This is a genomic window from Erythrobacter dokdonensis DSW-74 (assembly GCF_001677335.1).
Taxonomy (GTDB): Bacteria; Pseudomonadota; Alphaproteobacteria; order Sphingomonadales; family Sphingomonadaceae; genus Erythrobacter; species Erythrobacter dokdonensis.
Genome location: NZ_LZYB01000001.1, coordinates 318741 through 331291 on the forward strand (window position 1 = coordinate 318741; position 12551 = coordinate 331291).

Here is a 12551-nt window from a genome sequence, read left to right on the forward strand (position 1 = left end):
GATGAAGGGCTGGGCTTCGACAAGCTCAGCCCGAACGGAGTTTTGAACGCTTGACCCACCCCCGCACCGACTGGACCCGCGAAGAGATCGCGGCCCTCTTCGACCTGCCCTTCACCGAACTGCTCTTCCAGGCCGCCTCTGTCCACCGCGCCTACCACCCCGCGACCGAAGTCCAGCTGTGCACCCTGCTCAGCATCAAGACCGGCGGTTGCCCGGAGGATTGCGGCTATTGCTCGCAGTCGGTTCATGCCGACAGCGGCGTCGAGGCGACCAAGTTGATGGACGTGCAGTCCGTGCTCCAGCGCGCGGCGCAGGCCAAGGATGCAGGCTCGCAGCGCTTCTGCATGGGCGCGGCATGGCGCAATCCCAAGGATCGCGACATGCCCGCGATTGTCGAGATCGTGAAGGGCGTGTCCGCCATGGGGCTCGAGACCTGCATGACGCTGGGGATGCTCGAACCGCATCAGGCGGAGATGCTCGCGGAAGCGGGGCTCGATTACTACAACCACAATATCGACAGCTCGCCCGAATATTACGAGCGGGTCATCTCCACCCGCGATTTCCAGTGCCGCTTGGATACGCTCGATCACGTGCGCAAGGCGGGGATCAATGTCTGCTCCGGCGGGATCGTGGGCATGGGCGAGACGCGCGAGGATCGGGTGGGGTTTGTCCACACGCTTGCCACCCTGCCACAGCATCCCGAGAGCGTGCCGGTCAACGCGCTGGTGCCGGTCAAGGGGACGGTGCTGGGCAACATGCTGGCCGACACGCCGCTTGCGAAAATCGACGATATCGAGTTCGTCCGCACGGTCGCGGTGGCGCGCATCACCATGCCGCGCTCGATGGTGCGGCTGTCGGCCGGGCGCGAGTCCATGTCCGAGGCGACGCAGGCGCTGTGCTTCCTTGCAGGCGCGAACTCGATCTTCACCGGCGACAAGCTGCTCACCGCGCCCAATGCGGGCGACGACAAGGACGGGGCGCTGTTCGCGAAACTGGGTCTGACGGCGCTGAGGGGCGAGGAACCGGCGCGGGCGTGCAAACAGGTGGAACCGGCGGAGTGAGAGCAAAAGCTCTTCTTGCGATCGCGACAGCGCTTGTCGCCAACACGGCTCTCGAAACCCCGGTTTATGCCTGCGCAACTCTGTCTCCAGAGGGCTTGAGGGAGTTCGAGCGATACAAGGCGCGGTATCTTGCCGAGGAGAGCGACAAGCGGATCACCGGAACGTTCTACCTTGAAGAGGAAACCTACGATGAAGAAGATAATCGCTGGTGGCGCGTAGGTTATGTCGACGTTGAAACACGCACAGGAACGCGCCGCTACCGGTTCTATCTGCGCGATGTGATCAATTGCGGCTTTCCCTATTACTATGTGCAGGATGGCGAGCGCGGGACTTTCTACCTCAAGAAGGACGAAGATCCCGATCCTGATGATCTTGAGGACGGGGTGATCGACGACTTCGCTTTCGTCCACTTCGAGCCGCGCGATTGAATGACTCTCGGCTTTTCCGTCGACAAACTGCTTCCGAAGGCACGCGGCGGCGGCCAGCTCCGCATGGGGCTCGTGCGGCTTTCCGAGGAGGAGTGGCTCCAGCCTGACCCCGACATGGCCGCCCGCAAACAGGGCTTTGTCGACTGGCCTGAGGGCGTCCAACTTACCCCCGAAGCCGAAGCACCCGGCCGCGAACTTGCCGCCATGCTGGGCGTTTCCGGCGCGCTACCCGAAGCCGCGCTCAGCCGCCACGAGGATATGTGTCTCCTGACGCTCCCTGAAGGCTCAGACCAATACCGCCTGATCGGCGCGGCGGTGGCGTGGCCTTCTGACTGGCACCCGGGCGAGAAGATCGGCCTGCCCCTGCGCGCGCTCCATGCGCCCATCGCAGGCTATGAGGAGCAACTCGCCACCGGGGTCGACCGCTTCATGACAACCCTGCGCCCCGGCCCGATCTACGCGCGGTGCAACTGGTTCATCGCGGCGACGGGGGATCGTCGCTGGCTCCCCGACCGCCCCGCTACGCAAGCCTTCGCCCATGTCACGCCCGAGAACGCAGGGAGCACCCTGTTCGTGCGCTCCGAACGCCAGACCCTGCGGCGTCTGCCGCAGACCGGCGCGATCCTGTTCACCATCGGGATCTATGTGGAACAGCTCGGCAAGCTTTCGCCTGCCAACATCGCCATGCTGGGCCGCGCTGTGCAAACCCTCGTCAGCGGGGAGGGTGACCGGCGCGGGGCGCCTGCCTATGCCGACAGCCTCACCGCCTTCGCCGCCGCCCATGCCTGACGCCGCCCAAATCCGCTAGCTTGCAGCATGGGCAATCCCTCGGCATAGCCAGGTGACAAGATAACGCATCTGCAAGAGAGGTTGTCCGCCTTGTTCTCGAAAATCCTGATTGCCAACCGTGGCGAGATCGCCTGCCGGGTCATTACCACCGCGCGCAAAATGGGGATCAAGACCGTCGCGGTCTATTCCGACGCCGATGCTCGCGCGCCATTTGTGGGACTCGCGGACGAGGCGGTGCATATCGGGCCGTCGCCTGCGGCGGAATCCTATCTTGTCGCTGACAAGATCATCGCTGCCTGCAAGCAGACCGGGGCCGAGGCGGTGCATCCGGGCTATGGCTTCCTGTCGGAACGCACGAGTTTCGCCGAGGCGCTGGCGAAGGAGAACATCGCCTTCATCGGCCCGCCGGTGAACGCCATCGCCGCGATGGGGGACAAGATCGAGAGCAAGAAGCTGGCGAAAGAGGCGGGCGTCAATGTCGTCCCCGGCTTTGTCGGCGAGATCGAGGATACCGAGCACGCGGTTCGGATTTCGAACGACATCGGCTATCCGGTGATGATGAAGGCTTCGGCCGGTGGCGGGGGCAAGGGGATGCGCTTGGCCTATTCCGAGGCCGACGTGCGCGAGGGCTTTGAAAGCGTGAAGCGCGAAGGCCTCAATTCCTTCGGCGATGACCGCGTCTTCATCGAGAAATTCATCCTCAATCCGCGCCACATCGAGATCCAGATCCTCGGCGACCAGCACGGCAATATCCTCTACCTCAACGAGCGCGAATGCTCGATCCAGCGCCGCCACCAGAAGGTGGTCGAGGAAGCGCCGTCGCCCTTCGTCACGCCCAAGATGCGGCGCGCGATGGGCGAGCAATGCGTCGCTCTGGCGCGCGCGGTGGGGTATTGCTCTGCGGGTACGGTCGAACTGATCGTCAGCGGCGCGGACCCGACGGGGGAGAGCTTCTACTTCCTCGAAATGAACACCCGGCTTCAGGTCGAACACCCCGTTACCGAAGCGATCACCGGCATCGATCTGGTCGAGCAGATGATCCGCGTGGCGGCGGGCGAGAAGCTCAGCATGACGCAGGACGATATCGGCATTGACGGCTGGGCGATCGAAAACCGCGTCTATGCCGAAGACCCCTATCGCGGCTTCCTGCCCTCCACCGGCCGACTGGTGCATTACGCCCCGCCGCTCCCCGGCTGGCAGGAAGATGAAACCGTCGCAGGAAAGCCTAGGCGCGGGGTCGCGCGCGGCACCGGCTCGGTGCGCGTCGATGATGGCGTGTATGAAGGCGGCGAGGTCTCGCGCTTCTACGACCCGATGATCGCCAAGCTCATCACCTGGGCGCCCACGCGCGACGAGGCGGCCGATTTGCAAATCGAGGCGCTCGACAATTTCCGCATCAAGGGGCTGGGGCACAATGTCGATTTCCTCAGCGCGATCATGCAGCACCCGCGCTTCCGCTCGGGCGAGCTGACGACGGGGTTCATCGCCGAGGAATATCCCGAAGGCTTTACCGGGGCCGCGACCAGCGATGATCTGAAGCGCATCCTTGCGGCCGTGTGCGCAGGCAATGAATTCACCCTGCAATCGCGCGCGCGGCGGATAAGCGGCCAGCTTGACGGGCCTTTGCCGGTGACGAGCGAATGGCTGGTGAAGCTTGGCGAGGAACGTTTCGAGGTGGTGCTCGGTGAGGGGCACGCCATGGTCGATGGCGTACGGGTCGAAGGCACCTGTGACTGGATGCCCGGCATGGTCCAGGCCGAAGCGACCGGGCGCATCGCAGAAGGCCCTGAGCACAAGCTCGGCCTGATCGTCGAGCGCAACGGCAACCAGTGGAAGGTGACGACACACGGCGCGGCGCATACCGCGCTGGTCATGCCGCTGCGACTGGCCCGGCATGAGTCCCTCATGCTTGAAAAGGTCCCGCCCGACCTGTCCAGGCTGTTGATCTGCCCGATGCCCGGGATGCTCGTGAAGCTCCACGTGGCCGAAGGCGAGACCGTCCAGCCCGGCCAGCCGCTCGCGACCGTGGAGGCGATGAAGATGGAAAACATCCTGCGCGCCGAAAAGGAAGGCGTCATCGCGAAGATCAACGCCGCCGAGGGCGAGAGCCTCGCGGTCGATGCGGTGATCCTCGAACTGGAATAATGCACGTCCGGCACGATCCCGATGCGCCTTCGGGCAAGGACATCCCCTTCGAGGATTTCCTCAAGGTCGATATCCGCATCGGCACGGTGATTTCCGCCGAGCCCTACCCCGAAGCGCGCAAGCCCGCCTTCAAGCTGTGGATCGACTTTGGTCCGGCGATCGGCGTCAGGAAGTCGAGCGCGCAGATCACCGAGCATTATGCGCTGGCAGATCTGCCCGGCCGCCAGGTGGCCGCGGTGGTCAATTTCCCGCCGCGCCAGATCGGCAAGTTCATGTCCGAAGTGCTGACGCTGGGCTTTGCCGACGAGAGCGGGGCGGTGGTGCTGTTCGCGCCTGACCAGCGGGTGCCGAACGGGTCGCGGCTGTTCTGAGGCGGACCGTCGCGGGCGCGCGCTTTCCTACATCCTGGCCCTGCGGCAAGATGGCGCTGTGGCGCGATTGCCCTCGGTTTGTGCGCCATTCGCCCCGAATGATGGAACGGCCCTCGGGCAATCCCACAAGCGGGCGCAATTCAGCGCCTGTCCAGGCCCTTTCAGACCCTGTCTTGCCCCTCTTTAGCCTGCTCCAGACCCCTGCTTGACCCCTGCTTGACCCGTGCCAGACCCGCTTCACCCCCGGTCTATTGGTGATGTTTTTGCTTCAGGTGCTCAAATTGCTTCAACTGATTGCAATTATATTACGTGTTTTGTTGTAGATTTACGCCAGAATGATGATTTCGGACTGAATCTTGTGGAATCCACTATGCTGCAAACTGCTTCGTGCAAGAATAACACCTCGCTGATTCGCGGTATTTTCCGCGCTCGGATTGAATCTCGTGGGAGGGTTTGATCGTGGCACATACGGGGACCGGGTTCTTCGATCGCAAGGGGAACTTCTTCAAGACGGCGCGCGATGCGACGGTCAGCGATCTCGCCGGCTTGCTAGGCCAGATCGGCGAGGGCGAAAGCCTTGCGCCGGGCATCGCCTACATGCTGCTGGAACGCCGCGCCGAGATCGAGCGACTATTCGCCGAGCATGACAGGATGCTCGAGGAAGAAGCTGCGGTAAAAGCTGCGCGCGAGGCGGCGGCGCTCGACAATGACAATGTCGCCAAGCTGCCGAGCCGTCCGGTGGGTTGAGGTTTCTCCGGATCAGCCAAGCTGCAAGTGCAGGCACTGGTTGAAGTCCGACAGCGCATAATCGGCGAAGGCTTCCCCGTTCACGAAGCCGCGGCGGCGATAGAGCGCCAGCGCCGCTTCGAACATCGGACCGCTTCCGGTCTCCAGACTGAGCACGGCCAGTTGCTCGGAGCGCGCCTGGGCAATGATTGTCTCCAGCAGTGCTGCAGCGAGCCCCCGGCGCAGGAAATCGGGATGGGTGCGCATCGACTTGATCTCGCCGCGCGCGCGCCCCAGCCTCTTCAAAGCGCCGATCGCCGCGAGCCGTTCTTCGACATGCACCGCCCAGACGCTGACATCGGGCCGCTGCAATCCCGACAGGTCGAGCGCAAAGCTGAGACCGGGCGGCGACCTTTCGAGCATTTCGCGCTGGTGGTAGGCAATCAGGTCGCGCACCTGCGGGTCGGCAAGGTCGGCGGGTGCGATTCGCACCGCTAGTCTTCCACCATCGCCACCGCGCGGATCCAGCCCGCGCTGGCTCGTTCGATCTTCACCGGAAAGCAGCTGACCATGAAGCCGTGCGGGGGCAGGGCGGCGAGATTGGCGAGCTTTTCGATCTGGTAGTAAGGCCGGATGCGCCCGGCCTTGTGGCCTTCCCAGATGATCGAAGGATCGCGCGTTTCGGCCCATCGCCGCGCGGTGTGGCTGAAGGGTGCGTCCCAGCTCCACGCGTCGGTGCCGACAACCTCTACGCCTTGCTCGGTGAGCCACAAGGTCGCCTCCGCGCCAAGGCCCACGCCCTGATCGGTGAACCCCTCGGAGCCGTAGACCGCGCCTGACTGCACCAGCACGATATCGAGCGGTTCGAGCGTATATCCGATCCGCGCCAGTTCCGCCTGCACCTCGGCGGCACTGACGACATGGCCGTGGGGAAGGCGGGAAAAATCGAGTTTCACGCCGGGACGGAAGAAGCGGTCGAGCGGGGCCTCGTCGATGCTGGGGGCAGGGCGCGCTCCGCTATCCGTGGTGGAGTGGTAATGCCACGGCGCGTCCATGTGGGTGCCGTTGTGGGTCGAGAGTTCGACGAACTCCACCGCCCAGCCTTCGCCATCGGGCATGTCTTCGCGGGTCAGGCCGGGGAAGAACATCGCGATCTGCTCCCACGTTGTCTCGTGGGTCATGTAGGTGACCTTGGGCCGCATCACCTCGGGATCGGAAATCACGTCATTGGTGATCGGGATCGAAAGATCGACGAAGCGGGTCACGCAGCAAGCTCCCCGTCCAGAAATGCGGCGATGTCGGCGAGGTCCACGTCGCGCGCCACGTAAGCCTCGCCCAGCGCCTTCAGCAGCAGGAAGGGCAGGGTGGTGCCTTCGGCCTTCTTGTCGTGGCGCATGTGTTCGACCAGCGCCGCGCCGTCACGCGAAAGGCCGAGCGCGGCGATCTCGGAAGGAAGACCCGCTGCCGCAATCGCAGCCGTGGCCCGCGCGGCATCCTCTTGCGAAATCTCGCCCCGACGCGCCGAATAGCGCGCCGCCAGCACCATGCCGAGTGCGACCGCCTCACCGTGCAGCAGCGCTTGCGAAAAGCCGGTTTCGGCCTCCAACGCATGGCCGAAGGTGTGGCCGAGATTGAGCAGCGCGCGGCGGTCTGCCGTTTCGCGTTCGTCCTCGGCAACGATCCGCGCCTTCATGGCAATGCTGGTGGCGATGGCGTGTTCGAGCGCGGCGGGCTCGCGTGCCAGCACCTTGTCGCCATTCGCCTCCAGCCAGGCGAAGAACGCCGCATCGCCGAGCAGGCCGTATTTCAGCACCTCGGCATAACCGGCGCGCATTTCGCGTGGTGGCAGGGTGGCGAGCACCAATGGGTCGATCAGTACCAGTGAAGGCTGATGGAAGGCACCGATCAGGTTCTTGCCCGCGGCTGTGTTGATCGCGGTCTTGCCGCCGACCGAGCTATCGACCTGCGCCAGCAGCGTTGTCGGGATCTGCACGAACCCGCAGCCGCGCTTGGTGATGGCGCAGGCAAAGCCGACGAGATCGCCCACCACTCCGCCGCCGAGCGCGAAGACATGATCCTTGCGGGTGACCCCCAGCGCCAGCAGCCAGTCGGTGAGTTTCTCCAGCCCCCGCCAGCTCTTGGCATCCTCGCCGGGCTCGACGATGAACCATTCGGCCTTGAGGTTGTGGGCGGCAAGGGCGCGCTCCATCGCCGGGGCATAAAGGCGACGGGTGTTGGTATCGGCCACGAACGGCACGGCACGGCCGTTGCCATAGCCCTTAAGGAACGGCGCGGCGGCCTGCGGCAGACGATCAAGCAGTCCACCCTCGATCACCACCTCGTAACCGCGCCCGGCCAGCGCGACAGGAATTACAGCCATTGGTCGATCGCCTCTATGATGGCGCGGGCGGTGTCGGTATGGGGGCCGTTCTCGCTGACCACGCGGATGGGAGCCTCGGCGTAGAAAGGGCCGCGTTCGGCGGCCAGCCGGGTGAGGATTTCTTTCGGGTCGCCCTGTTTCAGGAGCGGACGGTTGCCGCGCCGCGCGGTCCGTTCCACGAGCGTATCGACATCGCAGTCGATCCACACCGCGATGCCTTTCTCCAGGATCAGCTTGCGGGTGTCGGGATCGACAAAGGCCCCGCCGCCGGTCGCGATCACACCGTGGCCTTCCTCGATCAAACGGGCGATCACGCGCCGTTCTCCGTCGCGAAAATAGGGCTCGCCGAATTGTGCGAAGATTTCCGGGATGGAAAGCTGCGCAGCCTCGGCAATGGCATCGTCGGCATCGATGAAATCGCGCCCCAGCATACGGGCGAGCTTGCGACCGACGGTGGACTTGCCCACCCCCATCAGCCCGACCAGCACTACCGGACGGTCAATCCGTGCGGCCACCGCGGCCAGCGCGGCGGGGAGATGTTCGGGTGATGCAGACGCGGCGGACATTGCCGCATCGCCTATAGATGGGCTAGGGCGCGTGCAATATGGCAAACCTCTCACGTCCGCTGGCACCCCGGCAGATTCTTGCGCGCGAACCGGCGCCCCGCCCGCGCTTGCGGCTGGGCCGGGTCGCCGTGGTTGTGCTGGTGATGCTGGCGCTCGCGACACTGGCCTGGGTCGATGGCGGCGAGGAACCGCTTCACCCGATCGCCCAGCCGGTCGAGTTGCCCGGAGACGCCCGGTGAACCGCGCCCGGTCGCGCTTGACGCTGGCGGCGAGCGTCGCAGCGCTCGCATTTGCGGGTGCGCTCGCTGGAGCGGGACTGGCCGATCTCGCTGTCGCGCAAGGCAAACCCGAATCGATCCTGCCTCCCGGCTTCGACGATCCCGCGCCCGCTCCTACGGCGACGCCGCGACCTGCCCCCGCACCCACGGCTGCCCCGCCTCCGATTGCCCGTCCGGCGCCGGGTGCGCCAGTTCCCGGCCCCGTCGTGCCCGGCCAGCCGCAAGCGGGTATGCAACCCAACGTGCCGGTCGAGGCACCGTCGTTGCCCTCGATCACGCGCGACGAGCTCGCCCGCCTGCCGAGCCTGGAGGAGTTGGAGGAGCTTTCGACCGAGGAGCTTGACGCGCTGCTCGGCCTCAAGCCCAAGTTCGACATTCCGCCCGGTGCGCGGCGTGCGCTGACCCGCGTCGGGGTGCTGGCGAGCGATGAGGGCGGACTGCCGCCGCGCGCACTCGCCAAGCAGCCGCCTGCGCTGGTGCGCGCCGCACTGGCGGGTAACAAGGGGCCGATGGTCTCGCGCTGGGGCCATATCCTCCTGCGCCGAGCGCTTGCCAGCCGTATGGCCGCGCCCGAGGGCATGGCGCCCATCGAATTCGCCGCCTTGCGGGTCGCCTTGCTCAACCGTCTTGGCGAGTTTGCCGTGTCGCGTGCGATGGTCCAGGATATCGACACCGTCGACTGGTCGCCCGAACTGACCGAACAGGCGCTTGCGGCCTATCTCGGTGTCGGCGATGTCACCGGGGGCTGCCCGGCGGTGCGCTTGCAGGGCTCGGCCCGCGAGGATGGTCAATGGCAGCTGATGCAGGCGATCTGCAACGCCTATGCCGGAGAGGGCGCGCTCGCGGCCGCGCAGCTTGACCGGGCGCTGTTCCGCGGCATCGCGCCGCGCATCGACGTGCTGCTCGCGCGCCGCTTTGCAGGGGCGGCCGGACGCGGCCAGCGCGCGGTCGAGATCGAATGGGACGGGATCGACGAGCTCACCCCGTGGCGCTTCGGACTTGCCACCGCGCTGGGCGAGCCCGTGCCCGAGGACCTGCTTTCCTCAGCGCGCGATGCGGCGGGCGGCGCCTACTACGCCCGCAGCGGCGCGCTTCTGCCAATGCTGCCTGCAGTGCAGCGGGCGGGTTTTGCCGGACCGGCAGCGCGCGAGGGGATCCTCTCCTCGCAGGCGCTGATCGATCTCTACAGCGCCGTCTATGCCGATCCGGCGGCAAGCGGCGATGTGGCCACCACCGCCGCCACCTTGCGCGAGGCATACCTTGCCGCCGACCCAGCTGCCCGCATTTCGGCAATGCAGCGCTTGTGGGGTCCGGACAATCCCTTGGGCGGTGGCGATGGCTACGGCGCGCGGGTGCTTACCGCCTATGCCGCCGCCCGCATTCCGGCCGATGCGGCCCATGCCGATGCCGCGGGGGCGCTGATCGGCTCGATGCTTGCCGCCGGTCTCGATCGCGACGCATTGGCGTGGCGCTCGGTGGTCGAGGTAGGCTCCCTCGGTTGGGCGCTGATCGTGCTTTCCGACCGGAACGCCAGCGCAGTGGGCCGGGAACCCATCGACGGATTTCTCGACGAGGACGACAGCCGCAGCGCTCGCAAGTCGGCGTTTCTGGTGGCGGGCCTTGCCGGACTCGGCAAGCTTTCGGCCGGTGACAGGACCGCATTGTCCGAAAGGCTCGGCATCGATCTTGCCCGCCAGACCCGTTGGAGCCGCGCCATTTCGCGCGCGGCCGAGGTGGACAATCCTGCGCTCGTCGCACTGCTCGCCGGGTTGGGGATGCAGGGAACAAGCTGGCAGGCGATGACCCCGCTGCATCTCTATCACATCACCGCCGCCCTGCGCCGGGTGGGGCTCGAAGCCGAGGCGCGGATGATCGCGGCCGAAGCGGTCGCGCGCGGCTGAACCCCATGTCCGCCGCAACGGACGCTTTCCTCGCAATGCTCGCCGCCGAGCGCGGAGCAGCAAACAACACGCTGGCCGCCTATGCCCGCGATCTTGCCGGGGCGGAGGAGGCCATCGGCGATCTTGCCGCGGCCCCGCGCGAGGCGGTCGCATCGCTGGCTCAGGAATGGGCGCATCTCGCCCCGGCGAGCGTTGCGCGCAAGGCTTCGGCGCTCAGGCAGTTCTTCGGCTTTGCTATCGATGAGGGCTGGCGAAGGGACGATCCTTCCGGCGCGCTGCCATCGCCGCGCACCCGCCGCCCGCTTCCCAAGGTCCTGGCGCATGACCAGATCGCCGCCCTGTTCGCGCGGGCCGAACTGGAAGCGGCGAGCGAGGAGCCCGGAGCGGTGCGCAGCCTTGTACTGCTCGAACTGCTTTATGGTTCCGGTCTGCGTGCGAGCGAGCTGGTCATGCTACCGCTGGTCGCTGTGCCGCGCGATGCACCGTTCCTGACGATCACCGGCAAGGGCGGCACGAGCAGGCTGGTGCCGGTGGGCGCGCGTGCGCTGGAGGCGCTGGCGCGCTGGCTTGCGGTGCGGCCCGGCCTGCCGGCCTCGCGCTACCTGTTCCCTTCGAGGGACGGCAAGCCGTTGACCCGCGTCAGGCTGTTCCAGCTGCTGAAAGGGCTCGCCGCGCGCGCAGGGCTGGATCCGGCGACGATCAGCCCGCATGTGCTGCGCCACGCCTTCGCCACCCATCTGCTGGAGGGCGGGGCCGATCTTCGGGTGCTGCAGACCCTGCTGGGGCATGCCGACATCGCCACTACCCAGATTTACACCCATGTCGAACCGGCGCGGCTGGTGGCGCTGGTCAATGCGCGCCATCCGCTCGCCCAGCCTTCACTTGCAACGCCTTCACTTGCAACCCGGGCAACATCGGACTAGCGCCGCGCAATGATTTCCTATCTCGATTTCGAGAAGCCGGTCGCCCAGCTCGAAGAGCGCATCACCCAGCTGCGCGATGTCAACGCGTTGCACGATGTCGATGTCGCAGCTGAGATCGCCCGGCTCGAAGCCAAGAGCACCGAGCTGCTCGCCAGCACCTATGCCTCGCTGACGCCGTGGCAGAAGACTCAGGTCGCGCGCCATCCGCAGCGGCCGCATTTCCGCGATTATGTTGCCCACGCCTTCAGCGACTTCATGCCGCTCGGCGGAGACCGGCTCTATGCCGACGATCTTGCAATCATGGGCGGGTTTGCCACGCTGAACGGGCGGCGGGTGATGCTGATCGGGCACGAGAAGGGCCACGACACCCAAAGCCGCATCGCCCACAATTTCGGCATGGGCAAACCCGAGGGATATCGCAAGGCGATCCGCCTGATGGAGCTGGCGGGCCGGTTCGGTCTGCCGGTGGTGACGCTGGTCGATACATCCGGGGCCTTTCCCGGCATCGAGGCGGAAGAGCGCGGTCAGGCCGAAGCCATCGCCCGTGCGACCGAAGCCTGTCTTGCACTGCCGGTGCCGATGGTCGCCGCGATCGTGGGCGAGGGCGGATCGGGCGGAGCGGTAGCGCTTGCCAGTGCCAACCGGGTCCTGATGATGGAGCACGCGGTCTATTCGGTGATCTCGCCCGAAGGCTGCGCCTCGATCCTGTGGCGCACCAGCGAAAGGGCCGCCGATGCTGCGCAGGCCATGAAGGTCACCGCCCAGCATCTCAAGCGTGACAAGGTGATCGACCGGATCGTGAAGGAGCCGGTCGGCGGCGCGCAACGCGATCCTGTCGCCGCCGCGCGGCTGCTCGGTCAGGCGCTGACCGAGGAACTCGACCAGCTTTCGGGCCGCAGCGGTACCGACCTGGTCGCCCACCGCGAAGCGCGGTTTCTGGCCATCGGCGGTTAAGCCGCATCTTTCGGAGGCTTTGCCAATCG

14 protein-coding genes are annotated in these 12551 nt (G+C 66.1%); 10 read left to right on the forward strand and 4 right to left on the reverse strand.

What is annotated here, in order from left to right; all coding sequences use genetic code 11:
* Positions 1 to 50 precede the first annotated feature (50 nt).
* The 6 genes from bioB (at position 51) to I603_RS01575 (ending at position 5541) form a co-directional block, all read left to right on the forward strand.
* On the forward strand, positions 51 to 1061 hold the full coding sequence (gene bioB, locus I603_RS01550; RefSeq protein ID WP_068862059.1) for a biotin synthase BioB: 1011 nt from the start codon (positions 51 to 53) through the stop codon (positions 1059 to 1061).
* Positions 1058 to 1489, forward strand: a complete 432-nt coding sequence (locus tag I603_RS01555) for a hypothetical protein (RefSeq protein WP_143736727.1) — start codon at positions 1058 to 1060, stop codon at positions 1487 to 1489. Before bioB ends, I603_RS01555 begins: the two co-directional genes overlap by 4 nt.
* Positions 1490 to 2278 (forward strand): heme-dependent oxidative N-demethylase family protein, encoded by a 789-nt coding sequence (locus I603_RS01560; protein ID WP_068862061.1) that lies wholly within the window; start codon positions 1490 to 1492, stop codon positions 2276 to 2278. It begins immediately after the preceding gene.
* Positions 2279 to 2368: 90 nt separating this feature from the next.
* A complete protein-coding gene (locus tag I603_RS01565) occupies positions 2369 to 4423 on the forward strand; it encodes an acetyl-CoA carboxylase biotin carboxylase subunit (protein ID WP_068862488.1) in 2055 nt (684 codons plus the stop codon).
* Positions 4423 to 4794 carry a tRNA-binding protein gene (locus I603_RS01570; RefSeq protein WP_068862062.1) on the forward strand — a complete coding sequence of 124 codons (372 nt, stop codon included), beginning with the start codon at positions 4423 to 4425 and terminating at the stop codon, positions 4792 to 4794. The genes I603_RS01565 and I603_RS01570 overlap by 1 nt, the downstream gene beginning before the upstream one ends.
* A gap of 459 nt (positions 4795 to 5253) precedes the next feature.
* Entirely contained in the window at positions 5254 to 5541 is a 288-nt protein-coding gene (locus tag I603_RS01575; RefSeq protein WP_068862489.1) for a hypothetical protein, read from the forward strand.
* Between the two features lie 12 nt (positions 5542 to 5553).
* Here I603_RS01575 and I603_RS01580 read toward each other — a convergent pair whose 3' ends face one another.
* Genes I603_RS01580 through I603_RS01595 form a run of 4 tightly spaced genes read right to left on the reverse strand, consistent with a single transcriptional unit; the run spans position 5554 to position 8466 of the window.
* Positions 5554 to 6012 (reverse strand): GNAT family N-acetyltransferase, encoded by a 459-nt coding sequence (locus I603_RS01580; protein ID WP_068862063.1) that lies wholly within the window; start codon positions 6010 to 6012, stop codon positions 5554 to 5556.
* A gap of 2 nt (positions 6013 to 6014) precedes the next feature.
* Positions 6015 to 6785: a cyclase family protein gene (locus tag I603_RS01585; protein WP_068862064.1), complete on the reverse strand. Its 771-nt coding sequence runs from the start codon at positions 6783 to 6785 to the stop codon at positions 6015 to 6017.
* On the reverse strand, positions 6782 to 7900 hold the full coding sequence (aroB, locus tag I603_RS01590) for a 3-dehydroquinate synthase (protein WP_068862065.1): 1119 nt from the start codon (positions 7898 to 7900) through the stop codon (positions 6782 to 6784). The genes I603_RS01585 and aroB overlap by 4 nt, the downstream gene beginning before the upstream one ends.
* Positions 7891 to 8466, reverse strand: coding sequence for a shikimate kinase (locus tag I603_RS01595; RefSeq protein WP_068862066.1), 576 nt, complete (start codon positions 8464 to 8466; stop codon positions 7891 to 7893). Before I603_RS01595 ends, aroB begins: the two co-directional genes overlap by 10 nt.
* A gap of 38 nt (positions 8467 to 8504) precedes the next feature.
* Here I603_RS01595 and I603_RS01600 point away from each other — a divergent pair, with 38 nt between their 5' ends.
* Genes I603_RS01600 through I603_RS01615 form a run of 4 tightly spaced genes read left to right on the forward strand, consistent with a single transcriptional unit; the run spans position 8505 to position 12522 of the window.
* Positions 8505 to 8705: a hypothetical protein gene (locus I603_RS01600; protein WP_068862067.1), complete on the forward strand. Its 201-nt coding sequence runs from the start codon at positions 8505 to 8507 to the stop codon at positions 8703 to 8705.
* Positions 8702 to 10645, forward strand: a complete 1944-nt coding sequence (locus tag I603_RS01605) for a hypothetical protein (protein ID WP_232305213.1) — start codon at positions 8702 to 8704, stop codon at positions 10643 to 10645. Before I603_RS01600 ends, I603_RS01605 begins: the two co-directional genes overlap by 4 nt.
* Before the next feature lie 5 nt (positions 10646 to 10650).
* On the forward strand, positions 10651 to 11568 hold the full coding sequence (locus I603_RS01610) for a tyrosine recombinase (RefSeq protein WP_068862068.1): 918 nt from the start codon (positions 10651 to 10653) through the stop codon (positions 11566 to 11568).
* A 9-nt stretch (positions 11569 to 11577) separates the two neighbouring features.
* On the forward strand, positions 11578 to 12522 hold the full coding sequence (locus tag I603_RS01615) for an acetyl-CoA carboxylase carboxyltransferase subunit alpha (RefSeq protein WP_068862069.1): 945 nt from the start codon (positions 11578 to 11580) through the stop codon (positions 12520 to 12522).
* Positions 12523 to 12551: the final 29 nt, after the last annotated feature.